Origin of the sequence: Morganella morganii, assembly GCF_019242955.1 — a bacterium.
In the GTDB taxonomy this organism is placed as follows: domain Bacteria; phylum Pseudomonadota; class Gammaproteobacteria; order Enterobacterales; family Enterobacteriaceae; genus Morganella; species Morganella sibonii.
In genome coordinates this window covers 517,435-537,526 of the sequence record NZ_CP066129.1, presented here as the reverse complement: position 1 = coordinate 537,526, position 20,092 = coordinate 517,435, and the positions used below count along the sequence as shown (strand labels likewise).

Annotated in this window: 15 protein-coding genes and 1 riboswitch; of the genes, 6 read left to right on the top strand and 9 right to left on the bottom strand. The window is 52.2% G+C overall.

From position 1 onward, the window contains the following. Positions 1–71: 71 nt before the first annotated feature. Positions 72–217: riboswitch (FMN riboswitch) on the bottom strand. Between the two features lie 141 nt (positions 218–358). Beyond that, a complete protein-coding gene (gene ubiK / locus JC793_RS02380) occupies positions 359–619 on the top strand; it encodes a ubiquinone biosynthesis accessory factor UbiK (RefSeq protein ID WP_046894132.1) in 261 nt (86 codons plus the stop codon). A gap of 46 nt (positions 620–665) precedes the next feature. Here the strand turns inward: ubiK and hldE are convergent, their stop codons facing one another. From hldE to JC793_RS02365, 3 genes are all read right to left on the bottom strand, one after another. Next, positions 666–2,093 (bottom strand): bifunctional D-glycero-beta-D-manno-heptose-7-phosphate kinase/D-glycero-beta-D-manno-heptose 1-phosphate adenylyltransferase HldE, encoded by a 1,428-nt coding sequence (gene hldE, locus JC793_RS02375; RefSeq protein WP_052926326.1) that lies wholly within the window; start codon positions 2,091–2,093, stop codon positions 666–668. Positions 2,094–2,183: 90 nt separating this feature from the next. Beyond that, entirely contained in the window at positions 2,184–5,012 is a 2,829-nt protein-coding gene (gene glnE, locus JC793_RS02370; protein WP_218427375.1) for a bifunctional [glutamate--ammonia ligase]-adenylyl-L-tyrosine phosphorylase/[glutamate--ammonia-ligase] adenylyltransferase, read from the bottom strand. Between the two features lie 46 nt (positions 5,013–5,058). Next, positions 5,059–6,027, bottom strand: coding sequence for a CYTH domain-containing protein (locus JC793_RS02365; protein WP_247715739.1), 969 nt, complete (start codon positions 6,025–6,027; stop codon positions 5,059–5,061). A gap of 228 nt (positions 6,028–6,255) precedes the next feature. On the opposite strand from JC793_RS02365, the gene JC793_RS02360 reads away from it, so the two are divergent. Beyond that, positions 6,256–6,873 (top strand): TIGR04211 family SH3 domain-containing protein, encoded by a 618-nt coding sequence (locus JC793_RS02360; RefSeq protein ID WP_182106474.1) that lies wholly within the window; start codon positions 6,256–6,258, stop codon positions 6,871–6,873. Between the two features lie 31 nt (positions 6,874–6,904). Continuing rightward, entirely contained in the window at positions 6,905–8,083 is a 1,179-nt protein-coding gene (locus tag JC793_RS02355) for a multifunctional CCA addition/repair protein (RefSeq protein ID WP_218427373.1), read from the top strand. 37 nt (positions 8,084–8,120) lie between these two features. Here the strand turns inward: JC793_RS02355 and exbD are convergent, their stop codons facing one another. After that, positions 8,121–8,543, bottom strand: a complete 423-nt coding sequence (gene exbD, locus JC793_RS02350; protein WP_046894127.1) for a TonB system transport protein ExbD — start codon at positions 8,541–8,543, stop codon at positions 8,121–8,123. 6 nt (positions 8,544–8,549) lie between these two features. Further along, positions 8,550–9,458, bottom strand: a complete 909-nt coding sequence (exbB, locus tag JC793_RS02345) for a tonB-system energizer ExbB (protein WP_166706962.1) — start codon at positions 9,456–9,458, stop codon at positions 8,550–8,552. 375 nt (positions 9,459–9,833) lie between these two features. Between exbB and JC793_RS02340 the strand changes: the two genes are divergently transcribed. From JC793_RS02340 to dkgA, 3 genes are all read left to right on the top strand, one after another. Beyond that, the gene (locus JC793_RS02340; protein WP_107680194.1) at positions 9,834–10,532 is read left to right on the top strand and encodes a DedA family protein; all 699 of its coding nucleotides are present in this window, start codon (positions 9,834–9,836) and stop codon (positions 10,530–10,532) included. Positions 10,533–10,731: 199 nt separating this feature from the next. Continuing rightward, on the top strand, positions 10,732–11,889 hold the full coding sequence (yqhD, locus tag JC793_RS02335; protein ID WP_046894124.1) for an alcohol dehydrogenase: 1,158 nt from the start codon (positions 10,732–10,734) through the stop codon (positions 11,887–11,889). Between the two features lie 28 nt (positions 11,890–11,917). Further along, positions 11,918–12,742 (top strand): 2,5-didehydrogluconate reductase DkgA, encoded by an 825-nt coding sequence (dkgA, locus tag JC793_RS02330; RefSeq protein WP_218427371.1) that lies wholly within the window; start codon positions 11,918–11,920, stop codon positions 12,740–12,742. Between the two features lie 311 nt (positions 12,743–13,053). Here the strand turns inward: dkgA and JC793_RS19490 are convergent, their stop codons facing one another. The 4 genes from JC793_RS19490 to dapB all read right to left on the bottom strand — a co-directional run bounded on the left by JC793_RS19490 (position 13,054) and on the right by dapB (position 20,038). Next, positions 13,054–14,196, bottom strand: a complete 1,143-nt coding sequence (locus tag JC793_RS19490; RefSeq protein ID WP_247717306.1) for a YadA-like family protein — start codon at positions 14,194–14,196, stop codon at positions 13,054–13,056. 208 nt (positions 14,197–14,404) lie between these two features. Then, positions 14,405–17,632: a carbamoyl-phosphate synthase large subunit gene (gene carB, locus JC793_RS02320; protein ID WP_218427370.1), complete on the bottom strand. Its 3,228-nt coding sequence runs from the start codon at positions 17,630–17,632 to the stop codon at positions 14,405–14,407. A gap of 15 nt (positions 17,633–17,647) precedes the next feature. Then, a complete protein-coding gene (gene carA / locus JC793_RS02315; protein ID WP_218427368.1) occupies positions 17,648–18,787 on the bottom strand; it encodes a glutamine-hydrolyzing carbamoyl-phosphate synthase small subunit in 1,140 nt (379 codons plus the stop codon). A 435-nt stretch (positions 18,788–19,222) separates the two neighbouring features. Continuing rightward, positions 19,223–20,038 (bottom strand): 4-hydroxy-tetrahydrodipicolinate reductase, encoded by an 816-nt coding sequence (gene dapB, locus JC793_RS02310; protein ID WP_218427366.1) that lies wholly within the window; start codon positions 20,036–20,038, stop codon positions 19,223–19,225. Between the last annotated feature and the right edge of the window lie 54 nt (positions 20,039–20,092).

The window sequence follows — 20,092 nt, the reverse complement described above, 5'->3', positions numbered from 1 at the left end:
GCAGCAGGTTTTTACCAGCACAGATAATTGATGATATGCGATCGGACGGGCGGATTTCGCCCGGCTGATGCTGACTCTCTCCCATCCGGACTATAACCGTCGGCCCCGGAATTACACCGGATCTGCTGACCTTCACCTGGGTGAAGCGCTCGCGGGCTTCATTCGCACTGGAATGTTTACCGCCGGTGGGGACTTTCACCCCGCCCTGAGATAGCGTGATCACTATACCCCCGATAAATCATCCCGGCCAGTAGTTATTTTTACCGGGGGCTCAAAATGAGAACTCAGACTGGTTCAGAATCCCGTAACAGGTTACTATTTGCGGCATAACGATCCTCCGGCTCAGAAAGGAAAAATCATGATTGACCCGAAAAAAATTGAACAGATTGCCACACAGCTGCAAAGCGCACTGCCGAAAGGTGTGCGGGAGATCGGAGCGGATATCGATAAAAAGATGCGGGCTGTTTTACAATCACAGCTTGGTAAGCTGGATTTAGTTAACCGCGAAGAGTTTGATGTGCAGACACAGGTGCTGCTGCGTACCCGTGAAAAGCTGTCGCAGATGGAAAAACGTCTGGCGGAGCTGGAAGCACGCCTGGCAGAAAAAGGCGGCGAGTAACACCAACAGGAGATACGCAATGCGTATCTCCTGAATAATCAGTCTGTTACTTTGATTTATTGATAGTGTTGATGATATTGGTGGTGGAAATGCCATCCTCAAAATTGAGGACTTTCACTTCGCCGCCTGCGGCCCACACTTCCTCACTGCCGGCAATCTCTTCCGGACGGTAATCCCCGCCCTTCACCAGCACATCCGGCAGGACAGAGGCAATCAGACGCTGCGGTGTATCTTCCTCAAACGGCACCACCCAATCCACAGCACCCAGTGCGCCGAGCACAATCATGCGCTGATCCAGCGGGTTAACCGGACGGCTTTCGCCTTTCAGGCGTTTGGTGGAAGCATCACTGTTCACCGCCACAATCAGGCGATCTCCCAGTTTGCGGGCATTAGCAAGATAAGAAACATGTCCGGCGTGCAAAATATCAAAGCAGCCGTTGGTCATCACCACTTTCTCGCCGCGCTGGCGGGCATCCGCCACGGCCTGATGCAGCTCTTCTTCGGTCATCACACCAAAGCCGTTATCACTGCGGCCGCGTACGGCATTTTCCAGCTCAACCGGTGAAACCGTGGACGTCCCCAGCTTACCGACCACGACACCCGCCGCCGCATTCGCCAGCGCACAGGATTCATCCAGGGTTTTCCCGGCCGCCAGCGACGTTGCCAGCACACCGATTACCGTATCCCCGGCACCGGTCACATCAAAGACTTCCTGAGCCAGTGTCGGCAGATGCAGAGCCGGTTGTCCCGGGCGCAGCAGGCTCATGCCCTGCTCGGAGCGGGTCACCAGCAGTGCCTGTAAATCAAAATCACGGATAACTTTCAGGCCTTTTTCTTCGATATCGGCATTATCGGTACATTTTCCGGCCACGGCTTCAAACTCTGACATATTCGGTGTCAGCAGGGTTGCACCGCGATAACGGGCAAAATCCGTACCTTTCGGGTCGATCAGGATCGGGACCCCGGATTTGCGGGCCAGCGCGATCATCTCTTCCACATGTGCCAGCGCGCCTTTGGCATAATCAGACAGTACCAGCGCACCGATGTGCGGCAGCGCCTGTGCAATACGTTCGAGTATCGGCTGCGGATCGACATCCGAAAAACCTTCTTCAAAATCCAGGCGGATCAGCTGCTGGCTGCGGGATAACACGCGCAGTTTGGTGATCGTCGGGTGTGTCGGCAGGCCGACAAAATCACAGCGGACTTTGACATCATTCAGACGCTCGGTCAGTGCGCGGGCGGCGTCATCAATACCGGTCAGACCCACGAGGCGGGAATTCGCTCCCAGAGAGGCGATGTTCATAGCCACGTTTGCCGCGCCGCCGGGACGCTCTTCAATTTCAGTGACTTTAACCACCGGCACCGGGGCTTCCGGGGAGATCCGGCTGGTCGGCCCGTGCCAGTAACGATCTAACATCACATCACCGACAACTAAAACTGCGGCATTCTGAAAATCCGGGAGTGTTACTTTCATTCCCTGCTCCACCTTATGAATAACGAAATTATTGCTGATAATATCACAAACCGGCCACCGGACAGAAAATCCGCGTACGGCCGCCGGTATTTATTCCCCGAGCCAGTGCAGCCAGCGGGCACGGACAAATTCGCGCTCTGCGGCAAATTCGGTCAGCGGTACCACACCGGACTTATCCTGCAACGAGAGATGATGCAGCCTGTCGCGCATCATAATATAAGCTGCGGTCAGCCGCAGAGATTCCTCTTCCGGCATCACATCATAGTTTGCCATCAGTTCAAAAATCCGGACATTATCAGACCAGCGGATCAGCGCCTTATTTTCCGGCGCAAAACGCAGAACCAGATACTGGGCAATAAATTCAATATCCGTGATCCCGCCCGGATCAGTTTTGATGTTAAATACACTGTCGTCACGGCTGCCGAGATGCTGATACATTTTTTCGCGCATCTCACGGACATCCTGTTTCAGTTGCGCGTTATCACGCTGACGGCACAGAATATCACGGCGGATGCCGTCAAAACGGGCGGCAATCGCCTCATCGCCATACACCTGGCGGGCGCGGATCAGAGCCTGATGTTCCCATGTCCAGGCGCTGTTCTGCTGGTAATCCGCGAATGCCTCCAAAGTGCTGACCAGCATCCCGGCCTCCCCGGACGGACGCAGACGGGCATCCACCTCATACAGAACACCGGATGAGGTCCGGGTGCTGAACAGATGCATAATGCGCTGCGCCAGACGCAGATAGAACTGCCGCGCGTCGATTTCACGCGGGCCGGTGGTTTGTGTGCCTTCCGGACAATCCAGCAGGAACACCAGGTCGAGATCCGAACTGTAACCCAGTTCCCAGCCGCCCAGCTTGCCATAGCCGATCACCGCAAAACCTTTATCCCCGCCGCGGGTCAGATGTGCGGGTTCTCCGTAGCGTCTGACCATCTGCCCCCACGCCTGCTGCACCACTGCGGCGATCATCGCTTCCGCCAGCCAGGTCAGGTGATCACTCACTTTCATCACCGGCAGTACGCCGGTGATATCTTCCGCCGCGATCCGCAGCAGCTGCGCCTGTTTAAACTGGCGGAGTGCCTCAAGCTGCTGTTCCTCATCCTCCTCCGGAACCCGCATCAGATACTGACGCAGCTCATCACGGTACGCATTCAGCGGTAACGGCTGATAGAGCGATGCCGGGTCCAGCAGTTCATCAAGCAGCAGCGGATGGCGTGCCAGTTGCACAGCTATCATCGGGGATGCGGCACACAACCGCACCACGTGCGTCAGCACCACATCAGATTCCAGCAGCAGCTCCAGATAGGTTGTCCGGCTGACAATACTGAGCAGCAGCGGCGTCAGACGCTGTAACACCCGTTGCGCATCCGGTTGTGATACCAGTTTCGCCAGCAGTTTGGGCAGCAGCTGATCGAGCACATCCCGCCCGCGCGGCCCGATGGTCCGCTTACCGAGATCCTGACGGAACCCCTGTAAACCGGTCAGAAACTGTGCGGCATCATCCTCGTTCAGCTGAAACAGTGAGGTGATATCACTCAGTTCCGGCTCACTTTCCCACAACGAGATAAAGGGCTGTAACGCAGTTTCATCCTCACTTTCCTCATCATCCTCGCCGATAAGATCAGTAAAAATCTGATGTACTGCCGCCATTTTGCTGTTCAGCACCGTATCCAGATCCGCCCACGAAGCGGCATCCATTCCCTGAGCCAGCCGCGCCTGATCAACAGGCGAGTCCGGCAGCGTCTGTGTCTGGCTGTCATTAATGGCCTGCAACAGGTTTTCCAGCCGCCGCAGATAAGCATAGGCATCCAGCAACTGCGCGACCTGTTCCTCACCAAGCAGCCCCAGCCGGGCAATTTCTGCCAGCGCCGCATGCAGGGATTGTGTCTGTAACCCCGGTTCACGTCCGCCGCGGATCAGCTGAAAGACCTGGGTGATAAACTCTATTTCCCTGATCCCCCCGGCACCGAGCTTGATATTGTTTGTCAGCCCGCGCCGCCGGACTTCGCGGCCAATCATGCCTTTCATATTACGCAGAGACTGGATCACACTGAAATCGATATAACGGCGGTAGACAAACGGACGCAGCATCCGGCGCAGCGTTTCACTGTAAGCAGAGTCATCACGACCGAGAATACGCGCTTTGACCATCGCATAGCGCTCCCAGTCGCGCCCCTGTTCCTGATAGTAATCTTCGAGAGCAGAAAAACTGAATACCAGCGGCCCGCTGTCGCCGAACGGCCGCAGACGCATATCCACGCGGTAGACGAAACCGTCCGCCGTGGCGTGATCCAGCATTCTGATAATTTTTTGTCCCAGACGGGTAAAGAACTGTGCATTTTCCAGTTCACGGCGGCCACCCTGCGTGACACCGTTTTCCGGATAAGCAAAAATGAGGTCAATATCGGAGGAGAAATTCAGCTCACCGCCGCCCAGTTTTCCCATTCCGAGGATCAGCAGCGGCATTGCACTGCCGTCCGGCGAACAGGGCGTGCCCCAGTCCGCACAACAACGCTGATAAAGCCAGTCGCGGGCGGCGATAATCAGAACTTCCGCCAGCTCGCTGATCTGGCGCAGCGTCTCTTCTGTCGTACTCCGGCGCAGGAGCTGCATCACGGCAATACGCATCAGCATCTGATAACGAAACAGACGCAGCACCCGCATCACATCCTCTTCCTGCGCAACATCCGTCATCATCTCCGCCAGCCGGGCGGCATAATTGCGCCATTCATCCGGTTGCGGCGGGGTGTTGCGCAAAGCAGATAACCAGTCCGGATGGCGGATACACTGCTCCGCCACAAAATCACTGCCGGCAAAAATTATCTCTTCCTGTTCAGAGTACGGCGCCGTGCCGGTATCAAGCCGGGCGGTTACCCGTTCAGCAATCTGGCGGAGTATCGGGGTCAGCGGCAGCATCAATGTTCCTTTTGTTATCAGATTCACATTGCAGTTCAAAACCTGGTTATGGCATGGCAGGAGCTGCCATCCACAGTGCAAAAACCCATTGCGTGAAAGCCAGTTTACACTGCAACCATACCGGACTGAAACAGACATCCTCAGGTTTTGCATCCGCTGATGCCAGTGCGGCGGCGACGTCAGGCAGCGGGCAGTCACGGACAAAATCAGGCACCGCGCCGGGATACCGGTCAGCCATTGTCAGCAGCAGGGAAATCGTCTGCCGCAGCGCCGGTAACGCACCGTCCGCATTCAGCAGCCAGGCTTCTTCAAGGCTCTGCCACTGTTTGATCAGGCGGACGACCACATCCGTCAGGGGAGTCTGCGGCTCCAGTTCCGTAAACAATTCCGGCAATTCCGGTACCGGGGCGCCCTGTGCCAGCCAGTAACCGCGTGCGGCTTTGCTGCGTCCTGCAAGGCGCAGTCCCGGTAATTCCGCCAGCGCTTTTGCCGCCGTCAGTAGATCAGCAGCAGAGCCCGCCTTCAGCTCCATCTCAAATTCACAAATCGGGCATTCCGCCTCTCCGGCAACCACACTGCCCTGATCCAGCACGGCTTCCACCACACTGTTATTCACCGTCAGCAGCCACTTTTCACGGGCAAAATCCGTGGTAAAGCGGGCACGCAGTGATGATTGCAGCGCCGCAACATCCGTTTCCGGCGGCCAGACTTCCGCAGGCAGTGCGGCTAAATCCAGTTCCGGCCGGGACAGCGGAATATTATATTCAGGACGCTGATGTAACCCGCCGATATCATTACCGGCTGTTTTCAGGGTCATTTCATATTCAGTATCACATCCCCGGATACGCAGGCCCATATCCCACTTCCGCAACGTATCATCCGCTGTTTCAAAATAGCTGTTAGTCAGGCGGACAGCACGGAAATGCTGATGAGGAAAGGCTGTCAGTCCGGTGATAACGGCGGCAATCGCCTCCGGTTTTACTGCAAATTTCAGTTCTGTTTCGTAATCGCTCATAGACATTCCCGCCATCCTGTACTGTTATTTATCATCAGCCCGGCCTTGCTTTCGTCATAAAAATGACCCTGATTTGTTATCACCAGCCGGATTTTTCGCTGTTTATCCACTTTATCCCGTCATTTATTCCGCGGTTAAGAGTAATCCCATGGCTGTTTAACGTTTGCACCCGCACACTTAACTCATTAGTATGATATTCATAACCAACGATTGATAAAGCTGATGACGATGAAAAAACTCGCCTTACTCCCTTTGCTGTTTGCAGCAACTGTCAGCATTACCGCACATGCTGAAGAAACCCGTTACGTCTCCGACGATCTCTCCACCTATGTTCACAGCGGCCCGAGCAACCGCTACCGCATCGCCGGCTCACTCAATTCCGGTGAAAAAGTCACGATGCTTGATGTCAATAATGAAACCGGCTTTGTCCGGGTCCGTGACAGCAAAAACCGCGATGTCTGGTTACCGAAAGAGCTGCTGAGCACCACACCCAGCCTGAAAGAGCGCGTTCCTGCCATGGAAGAAGAGATTCAGACACTGCGCGGCAAACTCGCCAATATCGACGGCACCTGGAACGACAAAACGGCAGATATGCAAAACCGCGTGGCTGCCAGTGATGATATCATCAATAACCTGAAAAAAGAGAATGACAGCCTGCGTAATCAGGTTGTGGTCGCAAAGAAAAAACTGGATGCCATCAGTGTGCAGTTAGATGATAAACAGCGCGATATTATTCTGCAGTGGTTTATGTACGGCGGCGGTGTGGCCGGTGCCGGTCTGTTGCTGGGTCTGCTGCTGCCGCATATGATTCCGCGCCGGAAGAAAAAAGATCGCTGGATGAACTGAGACTCACAGTAAGCGCAGTACGGAGAAAAATGTGGATATCTATCTGGTCGGCGGCGCAGTCCGCGATGCACTGCTGGGTCTGCCTGTCTCGGACAGAGACTGGGTGGTTGTCGGCGCGACTCCTGACATCATGCTGGAACGCGGCTATCAGCAGGTAGGGCGCGATTTTCCTGTTTTTCTCCATCCCGGTACCCGTGAGGAGTATGCCCTTGCACGGACAGAGCGGAAAACCGGCGCCGGATACACCGGTTTTGCCTGTTACAGTGCGCCGGATGTCACGCTGGAAGATGATTTGCAGCGCCGTGATCTGACCATCAATGCCATGGCGCAATCGGCTGACGGTACACTGTATGACCCGTATCACGGGGCGGATGATCTGAAAAACCGTATTCTCCGCCATGTTTCTGAGGCGTTCACGGAAGATCCGCTGCGTGTCCTGCGGGTAGCGCGCTTTGCTGCCCGTTTTGCACCGCAGGGATTTGTGATTGCACCGGAAACCCTTGAGCTGATGTCTGCCATCACACAACAGGGAGAGCTTGCACACCTGACGGCAGAACGGGTCTGGAAAGAGACCGAAAAAGCCCTCAGCAGCGCGTGTCCGGATATCTACTTTTCTGTACTGCGCCGTTGCGGTGCACTGACTGTACTGTTTCCGGAACTGGAAACCCTGTTCTGTGCCACTGACGGCCAGACCGGTTATGACATCCTGACCGCCGGACTTCTGCGCCGGACAGTGTTTTTGACAAACAGCACCGATATCCGCTTTGCCGCATTGTGTCTTTATCTGAGCTGCCACAGTACCGGAGAGGGAACGTCTGCCATTCAGCAACTGTCAGAGCGCCTGCGGGTGCCGAACCCGGCACGGGATCTGGCTCTGCTTGCCACCTGTCATTACCGGACGGTTCATGATATCGGTCAGCTGACCGCAGACGATATTATTGCTTTGTTTGATTCCCTGGATGCCTGGCGTAAACCGGAACGCATCACACAGCTGGCTGTCCTTTGTGAAGCGGATTACCTCAGCCGGATAGCACCGGAAGCAACAGATTACCCGCAGGGGCATATACTGGCGGAGGCTTTCATTCTTGCACAGAACGTTGCCGTCAAACCGGTTATTGAGGCCGGTTTTAAAGGAGCGGATATCAAAGCGGAGCTCACCCGCCGCCGTGCTGAAGCCGTCAGAGAGTGGCAACAAAAAAGCCGTTCATGATGAACGGCTTTTTTATTTCAGGCTGATCAGTCTGCGGTTATTTCTCCGCAGACTCCATACCCACTAACCCGACTTTCAGATATCCCGCTTTACGCAGAGCATCCATAATGCCCATCAGCGTTTCATAATCGACCGTTTTATCTGCCTGGAAGAAGATCGTGGTTTCCTTGTTGGATTCCGTGGTCTGATCCAGGATCTGAGCCAGTGTTTCTTTTGTGACTTCCTGTTCGCCCACCAGCAGCTGGTTATCCGCTTTCACCGTCAGGAAGACCGGTTTTTCCGGACGCGGCTGTGGTTTTGCCGTTGAGGCCGGCAGGTTCACTTTGATATCAACGGTCGCCAGCGGTGCTGCCACCATAAAGATGATCAGCAGAACCAACATCACATCAATAAAGGGTGTGACGTTAATTTCATGCAATTCGCCGCTGTCATCCAACTCTTCGTTAAGACGCATTGCCATCAGATATTACCCTGCTTTGCTGTCTGCCAGGTCGAGATCACGGCCCAGCCATAAAATAGTGTGTGCTGCGGTATCCCCCAGATCCCCGCGGTAAGCAGAAATCATACGGGCAAAGATGTTGTAGATCACCACAGCCGGAATTGCCGCAACCAGGCCTAATGCCGTTGCCAGCAGTGCTTCTGCGATCCCCGGGGCCACTACCGCGAGGTTGGTGGTCTGCGAGTGGGCGATACCGATGAAGCTGTTCATGATACCCCATACGGTACCAAACAGACCGACAAATGGTGAGATAGCTCCGATAGTCGCCAGATAGCCGTTACCGCGCCCCATATGACGGGCAACACCTGCCACGATGCGCTCCTGACGGAACGTCACACGGTCTTTGATACCGCTCAGGTCACGGCTTTTTTCTGATGCAGTCCGCTCATTCACAGCATCAAGTATCAGCATCCGGGTAACACTCTTTTTCCCGAACGTATCGGCAATAGCCGCGGCTTCATCCAGCGAACGTGCGCCGCTTATTGCGTCGGCTTCACGGCGGATACGGCGGCGGGAAACGATAAGGTCAGCCCCCTTGGCAAAGAAAATAGCCCAGGTAATCACTGAAGCGATAATAAGGCCGATCATAACCGATTTAACGATCATATCCGCGCCCTGATACATGGAAATCACGGACAGTTCTGCCGCAAAACCACGGTTACCGTCTGCCGGAGCTGAACTGATTTCCTGAACAGGAACTTCTGCCGCAGTTGCAGGTACCGCCGGTTGTTCAGGTGTCTGAGCAGGCTGACCGGCTGTTGCTGCCGGCGCGGTGACAGGTGTTGTTGTCGCTGGTGTGACAGCAGCAGTGTTATCTGCAAATGCACTGCCGGTTAAACATAATGCCAATAGCACAGAAACGGTCAAATTACGCATCAGTTGGCCTTCAACTCTCTTTTGTTATGAACTTTTTCTCAGCAAAAAATAAATCGTGTTATTCATCGCTACCCAAAAACGAAACCCGCTGATCATATCAAACCCTGAGCAATTTGATAGTAATTATCATTAAGGTTTACCAAAAAAATGCCGTCCCGGAGGGAAATTCCACACAGATCGCTAAGTGTTTACCGTAAACCAACCGGCAAGATTACCGATAAAACGCATAAAAAACACACAGGCCGGTTTGATAATCCGCCCACCTTTATACCTTTCGTTAATCAGAAGAAAAACCCGATCAAATCAAACGGGTGAACAATTTTTGCGATACACTGTCTGTATCGTTGTTCCGGATCTCGTTTTACAGGAAATCTAATGTCTAGTTTATCAGAGATTGTGAGTGCACTCTGGTCTCACGATTTTACCACTCTCTCTAATCCCGAAGTCCTCTGGCTGGTTTACGCTATCCTCTTCACGGTTATTGTGCTGGAGAACGGCATTCTGCCCACCGCGTTTCTGCCCGGGGATACCCTGCTGATTTTATCAGGCGCACTGATTGCAAAGGGAGTGATGGATTTCCTGCCGACACTGGTGATTCTGACCGCCGCCGCCGGTATCGGCAGCTGGCTCGGTTTTATTCAGGGGCGCTGGCTGAGTGATACCAAAACCGTCAGGCGCTGGATGACTCAGATCCCGAAAAATTATCATCAGAAAGCCGAAGTGCTGTTTAACCGCCACGGCCTGTATGCGCTGCTGATCGGCCGCTTCCTCGGTTTCGTCCGTACTCTGCTGCCGATGCTGGCCGGACTCTCCACACTGCCGAACCGCCGTTTTCAGTTTTTTAACTGGCTGAGCGGTTTTCTCTGGGTGGCGATTATTACCACCTTCGGCTATGTGCTCAATCAGATTCCGTTTGTCAAAGCACACGAAAAAACGGTGATGACAGCCCTGCTGCTGATCCCGGTCTTTTTCCTGATTATCGGTATTATTGCGTCACTGTATCTGCTGTTCCGTCACTACCGCAGACGCCGGGCTCTGCTGAACCGCAGACGTCACCGCACTCATAAAAAATAAGATGATGGCTCCTTCGGGAGCTTTTTTCTGCCTGCCTGCCTGCCGGAAAGCACGATCCGGTTCGCTACCACACCCGCCCTGATTTACACTACACTTAATAGTTATCCGCTAATAGTTACCAGCTAAATGGTTATCAGCTAAATGGTTATCAGCCGATTAGTTATCCGCTTCATTTTTCCTAATCTTAACCGGAGAAATAATGAACAACTTCACGCTTTTCACCCCGACCAAAATTCATTTCGGTAAAGGCCAAATCGCCAGACTGAGCAGTGAAATTCCGAAAGATGCCAAAGTATTAATATTGTACGGCGGCGGCAGTATCAAGCGTAACGGTGTTTACGATCAGGTACTGGCCGCTCTGGATGGCTATGAGGTTCATGAGTTTTCAGGAATCGAGCCGAACCCGGCCTATGAAACACTGGTAAAAGCTATCGCGTATATCCGTGAGCACGACATCAGTTACCTGCTGGCAGTCGGCGGCGGCTCCGTTATCGACGGCACCAAATTTATCGCCGCCGCGGTGGATTATCCGGGTGAGCCGTGGGATATCATCACCACCGGAGGCCGCAATATCCGGAGTGCACTGCCGATTGCCTGTGTACTGACACTCCCTGCCACCGGTTCTGAAACCAACTGTTTTTCTGTTGTCAGCCGCCGTGAAACCGGGGATAAACAATCCTTCGGTCACCCGCTGGTGCATCCGAAGTGCGCCATTCTTGATCCGCAGACCACTTACACACTGCCGCCGCGCCAGACCGCCAATGGTGTGGTCGATGCCTTTATTCACACCCTTGAGCAATACCTGACTTATCCGGTGAACGCCAAAATTCAGGACCGGTTTGCCGAAGGTATTCTGCTGACTCTGATTGAGGAAGGCCCGAAAGTACTGGCCAATCCTGAAGATTATGACAGCCGCGCCAATGTGATGTGGGCAGCGACCCAGGCACTGAGCGGGCTGATTGGTGCCGGTGTGCCGCAGGACTGGGCAACGCATGCACTGGGACATGAAATTACCGCACTGTACGGATTAGACCACGCACAAACCCTGGCTATTGTGTTACCGGCACTGCTGCGGGAAAAACGCAAAACCAAGCGGGAAAAATTATTGCAGTACGCTGAGCGTATCTGGCATCTGACAGACGGTTCGGAAGAGAGCCGGATTGAATGCGCTATTGAAGCGACCCGCATTTTCTTTGAAGAACTGGGTGTTAAAACCCGCTTCTCTGATTATCAGATTGATGACAGCCGTATTCCTGAGCTGGTTGCCAAACTCAGCGAACACGGCCAGACCGCTCTGGGCGAACAGAAGGACATAACGCCGGAAGTCAGCGAACGGATCTACCGGGCTGCCGTCTGATACCCCATGAATACTAACCGGAGGCCATATGAATAAACCCGCATTAGTTACCTTATCTGACGGACACTTAATGCCGCAACTGGGGCTGGGTGTCTGGAAAGCCGGGAACGACGTCGTCGGCTCTGCGGTGCAGAGTGCACTGGAAACCGGTTACCGGCTGATCGATACTGCTGCGATTTATCAGAACGAGGAAGGTGTCGGTGAGGCGCTGAAAGCCACCACCGTTCCCCGTGAAGAGTTGTTTATCACCACTAAACTGTGGAACAGTGATCAGCAGCACGCCGGTAAAGCACTGGAAGAGAGCCTGAAAAAGTTACAGCTCGATTATGTGGATCTCTATCTGATCCACTGGCCTGCACCGGCAGACGATCACTATGTTTCCGCCTGGGAGCAACTTATTGAATTACAGAAAACCGGGCTGACCCGCAGTATCGGTGTCTGTAATTTTGATATCGGGCATTTGCAGCGCATTATCCACAAAACCGGCGTGAAACCGGTTCTCAATCAGATTGAGTTACATCCGCTGCTGCAACAGCGTGAATTACAGGCCTGGAATGCCACTCATTCCATCCACACCGAGTCCTGGAGCCCGCTGGCACAAGGTGGTGAAGGTGTTTTTGATACCGATATTATTCAGGCGTTAGCCGCGAAATACCGGAAAACCCCGGCGCAGATAGTGATTCGCTGGCATCTGGATCGCGGGTTAATTGTGATCCCCAAATCTGTCACGCCTTCACGGATTCAGGAAAACTTTGATGTCTTTGATTTCCGTCTGGAGAAAGAAGAGCTTTCACAAATTCAGTTACTGGATTCCGGTACCCGTTTAGGGCCTGAGCCGAAAGAATTTAATTAATTTATTTTATTACCTGAAAGTCATCAGTATAAATCATACTGATGGCTTTTATTTATCTAACAGATTATTTCTTAAATAAATATATTTTGAATAAGTGCGCTATAAATAAACACTCTGTGAATAAATAAAAAAGGGGAAATACACGAACGCAATATGTATTCCCCAAAGTATGGCAAATATAGCAGGATTAATTATCTGAATTTCAGTGACTCTGTCATTCACATAATTAATTAACTACTCATTAAAATTAAAACGCCAATATGAAAGGAGGAGTATATGAAACATGACCTTTCAGTCACAATGACATGACATTACCACTCAAGGTTAACTGCCATGTTGTACATCACATCGTTCGAACCGGTGTATGCCATACCGGTCTTCACAGCGATGTTCTCGTTGAACCGGTAACCGGTTCCCACTGCCACAGCCTGAGTGGACTGATATCCGCCCACAGCCGCAGTGATATTCAGTTTGCCGACACCGTACGGCTGGAATAAACCATTCAGTGCCGCGCTGGCCGCCAGACCGTTATCAAGGCGCTCGTTGGTTTCACGTAAATCGTTTTCCAGTGAACGCAGATCCTGGCGGTTTTTCAGGATATCGAGTGTATTTTTCTCAACTTTCACTTTCTGCTGAGCAATATCCCGTGTGTTTTGATTGGCAATATTTGTGGTGGTATTTATTTTTTTTGATGCATTGCTGATACGGGTATCCAGTTTCCCGCCTACAGTCGCAATTTCTGCCTTATTTTCAGCCGATTTTTTACTGTTGTCTGCTGAACGCTTATCTATTTGCTCAAGATCAGATTTCACATTGCCAACGTCTTCTTGCCCGTCATAAATCCGCTTCAGATTTGCCAGATGATTCGCTTTAAGTGAATCAGTCTGTATTGATAAGGTTTTTAAGCTTTTTTCATGTTGTTCGTCTCTATCAAAGAACGCCTGAAAAGCATCACTGTGATTTTCCAGACTCTCTTCAATTTTCAGCATAGCACCTGCGGTATATGACTGTTTTTGCTGAATCTGAACCAGCCCGTTGCTGATCTCTTCTAATGCTGAGCTATGCTGAATATTCTGATCCGAAACACGTTTCATCTCCGTTTCATATGAAGACAGGCGCTTATTATTCTTTTTCTGAATGGTATCTAATCCTTCAATTTTTTTTGTATGGTCTGATGATACGGACTCTGTGCCACCTACTCTTCCGCCAAGGCTGGTCAGGCTATCTGACTGATTTTTATTTTCTTTTTTGATATTTTTTAATTCAATGCTGACCTTTTTAAAAGATGCATACGCATCTGCATTAAACGCATTTCTTTCTTCTGCTTCTTTTTTTGCTTCAACCCGGTTTACTTTTTCTTTAGCTGCACCTGCCAATACATTGAACCAGTTTGCTGAAGCGATTGATGGCGTTAATAATAACGGAATTAGTAATGCAATAATTTTTTTATTCATAGTTACAGTCTCAAATAGATTGAAATAAAGTTTGATAAACTATAACAGCCAAGTAACCACATAAAAATAAACGCATCCTAAACACAAAAAAAAGCAAAAACAATAATTGCATCGCCAATTTTTATTAAAAATACATCTTTTAATTTAATTATTTTTAGTGATATAAAAAAATCCGCCGCAGCGGATTTTTTTATATTAATTAATTACCTTATTTATTAGTAATCAGGCTATGCATTTCCTGTACTGAAATAACCCTTTCTGTCGGGTCCATATTCAGAGACAGCGTGGTGGCAAAGCCGCCGTTCATCGTGGTGTCGTAATGCACTTTATATTGCAGGGCACTGCGGCGGATAACTTTGGAATCCTCAATCGCCTGACGTCCGGCGGTGGTATTCACAATGTAATCGTATTCGCCATTTTTAATTCTGTCCTGAATGTGCGGACGACCTTCGTGTACCTTATTCACCAGACGCGGGTTAATGCCTGCTTCACCCAGCACAATCGCAGTGCCGTGTGTGGCATCCAGTTCAAAACCCTGTTTCAGCAGTTTTGCTGCCAGATCCACCACCCGGGCTTTGTCTCCTTCACGGACAGAGAGCAGCGCACGGCCTTTTTTCTTCAGTGAGGAAGAGCTGCCGAGCATCGCTTTGGCAAAGGCTTCCGCAAAAGTGCGTCCCACGCCCATCACTTCCCCGGTAGAGCGCATTTCCGGCCCTAAAATCGGGTCAACGCCCGGGAATTTGTTGAATGGCAGCACCACTTCTTTCACCGAGTAGTACGGCGGGATAACTTCTTTTGTCACACCCTGCTGCGCCAGAGTCTGTCCGGCCATCACGCGGGCAGCCACTTTCGCCAGCGGCACCCCGGTCGCTTTGGAGACAAACGGAACCGTACGCGCCGCACGCGGGTTGACTTCAATCAGATACACTTCGTTGTCTTTGACCGCAAACTGGGTGTTCATCAGGCCGCGTACACGCAGTTCCATCGCCAGTTTTCTCACCTGGTCGCGCATCACGTCCTGGATTTCCTGACTCAGCGTGTAAGCCGGTAACGAGCAGGCAGAATCACCGGAGTGAACCCCCGCCTGTTCGATATGCTCCATAATGCCGCCAATCAGTACCTGCTCACCGTCGCAGATAGCATCGACATCCACTTCAATCGCATCGTCAAGGAAGCGGTCAAGCAGCACCGGAGCGTCATTGGAGACACTGACCGCATTCTGGAAGTAACGGCGCAGGTCGGTTTCGTCGTAGACGATTTCCATCGCACGACCGCCCAGCACATAAGAAGGACGTACCACCAGCGGATAACCGATTTCTTTTGCCCGCTCAACCGCCTGCTCGATATTGGATACTGTGGCGTTTGCTGGTTGTTTCAGACCGAGGCGGACGACCGCCTGCTGGAAACGTTCGCGATCTTCCGCGCGGTCAATCGCGTCCGGGCTGGTTCCGATAACCGGCACACCGGCCGCTTCCAGGCTGCGCGCCAGTTTCAGCGGCGTCTGCCCGCCGTACTGGACAATTACACCCGCCGGTTTTTCGACACGCACGATTTCCAGCACATCTTCCAGTGTGACAGGCTCGAAGTAGAGGCGGTCAGAGGTGTCATAGTCAGTGGAAACCGTTTCCGGGTTGCAGTTGACCATGATGGTTTCATAGCCGTCTTCACGCAGCGCCATCGCCGCATGCACACAGCAGTAGTCAAACTCAATGCCCTGACCGATACGGTTTGGTCCGCCGCCGAGTACCATAATTTTGGGTTTATCGTTGTTCGGCTGCGCTTCGCACTCTTCTTCATAGGTGGAGTAGAGATACGCGGTGTCTGTCGCAAATTCTGCGGCACAGGTATCCACGCGCTTGTAAACCGGCCACAGCTGATAGCTGTCACGCAGTTTGCGGATTTCAGCTTCCGCCACGCCAACCAGTTTTGCCAGCCGCGCATCCGCGAAGCCTTTGCGTTTCAGCTGACGCAGGAATTCCGGGGTCAGGCCGTTGATACCGACATCTGCCACCTGCTCTTCCAGGCGTACCAGCTCTTCAATCTGCACCAGGAACCAGCGGTCAACGTTGGTCAGGTTAAATACGCCGTCAACAGACAGACCGGCACGGAATGCATCCGCGATATACCAGATCCGCTCGCCGCCGGCTTCTTTCAGCTCACGGCGGATACGGGTCAGTGCATCCGGGTCATCCAAATTGACTTTCGGGTCAAAACCGGTTGCACCGACTTCCAGACCACGCAGAGCTTTTTGCAGGGATTCCTGCTGAGTGCGGCCGATGGCCATCACTTCACCGACAGATTTCATCTGTGTGGTCAGACGGTCATTGGTACCGGCAAATTTTTCGAAGTTAAAGCGCGGGATTTTTGTCACGACATAGTCGATAGACGGTTCAAAGGAGGCCGGTGTCAGGCCGCCGGTGATGTCGTTTGACAGTTCATCGAGGGTGTAACCGACCGCCAGTTTAGCGGCGATTTTGGCAATCGGGAACCCTGTCGCTTTGGAGGCCAGTGCGGAAGAGCGTGATACACGCGGGTTCATCTCGATAACAATCAGACGGCCGGTTTTCGGATTGACCGAGAACTGTACGTTGGAGCCGCCGGTTTCCACGCCGATTTCACGCAGCACCGCCATAGAGGCGTTACGCATGATTTGGTATTCTTTGTCCGTCAGGGTCTGCGCCGGGGCAACGGTGATAGAGTCACCGGTGTGGATACCCATAGCGTCGAAGTTTTCGATGGAGCAGACAATGATGCAGTTATCATTCTTGTCGCGCACCACTTCCATTTCGTACTCTTTCCAGCCAATCAGCGATTCATCAATCAGCAGTTCATTGGTCGGGGAGAGATCTAGGCCGCGGGTACAGATTTCCTCAAACTCTTCACGGTTATACGCGATACCACCGCCGGTGCCGCCCATAGTGAATGACGGGCGGATAATGCACGGGAAACCGACATCATCAGCGACCGCAAAGGCTTCTTCCATGGTATGTGCGATACCGGAACGCGCTGTATCCAGACCGATTTTTTTCATTGCGATATCAAAACGGCGGCGATCTTCTGCTTTATCAATCGCATCCGCTGTCGCACCAATCATTTCAACACCGAACTCGGCCAGCACGCCGTGACGCTCCAGGTCGAGCGCACAGTTCAGTGCGGTTTGTCCGCCCATCGTCGGCAGAACCGCATCAGGGCGCTCTTTTTCGATGATCTTGCGCACCACTTCCCAGTGAATAGGCTCGATGTAAGTCGCATCCGCCATTTCCGGGTCCGTCATAATGGTCGCCGGGTTGGAGTTAACGAGGATGACGCGGTAACCCTCTTCGCGCAGTGCTTTACACGCCTGGGCGCCTGAGTAGTCAAATTCACAGGCCTGGCCGATAACAATCGGACCGGCGCCTAAAATCAGGATGCTGCTGATATCTGTACGTTTTGCCATTTTCTTTGCTCCTGATTAGTGACGGGCGTTTTTCATCAGTTCAATAAAGTGGTCGAACAGCGGGGCGGCGTCGTGCGGGCCCGGGCTGGCTTCGGGGTGACCCTGGAAGCTGAATGCGGGTTTATCATTGCGGTGAATCCCCTGCAATGTGCCGTCAAACAGTGATTTATGCGTGACGCGCAGTGTGGCCGGCAGCGTCGCCTCATCCACCGCAAAACCGTGGTTCTGTGCGGTGATCATCACCACATTATTTTCAATATCTTTGACCGGATGGTTGCCGCCGTGGTGACCAAATTTCATTTTGATGGTCTTTGCACCGCTGGCAAGCGCCAGTAACTGGTGTCCCAGGCAGATACCGAACAGCGGGATATCGGTTTCCAGGAAGCGTGTGATTGCGTCAATCGCATAATCACACGGTGCCGGGTCCCCGGGGCCGTTGGAGAGGAAAATACCGTCCGGGGCCATTTTCAGTACGTCTTCTGCCGGGGTCTGCGCCGGTACAACGGTCAGGCGGCAGCCGCGATCAACCAGCATGCGCAGGATATTGCGCTTGGCACCGAAGTCATACGCCACCACATGAAACGGCAGTTCTTCCGCGGTTTTATCCGCCGGTAAGCCGCCGTCCAGTGTCCATGAACCCTGTGTCCAGCTGTATGGCTGCGCGGTCGTCACTTCTTTCGCCAAATCCAGCCCGTTCAGCCCGCTGAAGCTCTGTGCATTTTTCAGCGCCAGTGCCGCGTCCGGATGTTCACCGGCGATGATACAGCCGTTCTGAGCGCCTTTCTCACGCAGTAAGCGGGTCAGTTTGCGGGTATCAATATCGGCGATTGCCACGACGTTGCGGCGTTTCAGGTATTCAGAGAGGCTTTCTTCACTGCGGAAATTACTGGTGGTCAGCGGCAGGTCACGGATAACGAGGCCTTGCGCATACACATCCGGGGATTCTTCATCAGCACTGTTAGTGCCGGTATTACCAATATGGGGATAAGTGAGAGTGACTATCTGGCGGGAATAAGAGGGGTCGGTGAGAATTTCCTGATACCCCGTCATCGAGGTATTAAAAACGACTTCGCCGGTAACGGCACCCTCTGCGCCGATGGCGCGTCCGTGAAATGTGGTTCCGTCTTGCAGAACCAGGATTGCTGACTTAAACACAACACCCTCCGGAGGAATAATAAATCACAATTAGTGCATATTAATTCAGAATTGGGGCTATAAAGCAATGCCAAAATAAAAATTTAACCAATTTTTGACAAATTGCGGCGCATTCTAAAGATCGAACGGGCAGTTGTCCAGAAAAAATCGACTTTTTTATATTTTTTTACTCATCACGATCAAAACAGTCAGGAAGACAGCGATAAAACATCTTCATTATCAGATTTATGCTGAATTTATGATGAGATTACTGAAAAAAAGGCTCACAACCGGAAAAAGGGATGAGAAAGGCAAAAACAGAGATAAAAAAGCGCTGAAAACAGATGATGATACTTACAAATAACAATTATTGGTAAAAAACAGAAAAAACAGAACCAAAAGCAGTGACAACTAAAAATATCACTGCTTTATCATCCTGTTATAATTTATATTTTATTATAAATTTTCCAGATCAAGCACATCCTTCATGGTGAATAAACCGTTATTTTTATCACTCAGCCATACCGCTGCCTTAACTGCACCATTTGCAAATGTCATCCGGCTTGAGGCCTTGTGACTGATTTCAACACGTTCGCCGATATCCGCAAACATCGCGGTGTGCTCACCCACAATATCTCCGGCGCGTACAGTGGCAAATCCGATAGTATTCCGCTCCCGTTCGCCGGTGTAACCTTCACGGCTGTAAACCGCGCAATCCTTAAGGTCACGCCCCAGCGCCCCGGCAATCGATTCTCCCATCGCCAGTGCTGTTCCGGACGGAGCATCCACTTTGTGACGATGGTGTGCTTCAATAATTTCAATATCAGTATAGTCGCCCATGACTTTGGCGGCCTTTTCCAGCAGTTTCAGCACCAGATTGACGCCAACACTGAAATTCGCCGCAAAAACCACAGGAATGTGTTGTGCAGCCTGTGTAATGGCGGCTTTTCCGGCATCATCAAACCCGGTGGTGCCGATAATCATTCCCTTTCTGTTAGCGGTACAGAACGCCAGGTGTGTCAGCGTGCCTTCCGGGCGGGTGAAATCAATCAGGATATCAAAATTGTCTTTCTCGCTGTTCAGGTCAGCCGTCAGGAGCACGCCATTACGGCCAATACCAGCCAGTTCACCGGCATCGGTCCCGGTGAGTGAGGAGCCTTCGCGCTCAAATGCCGCCCCCAGCACCACATCATCATTCTGCGCAATTGCCTGAATCAGCTGGCGTCCCATGCGGCCACCGGCACCCGCTACCGCGAGCCGTAACTTACTCATATTTGTTATCCTCAGTTTTCTGTCTGTATGTCAGCAGATTAACGGCTGTCCGGC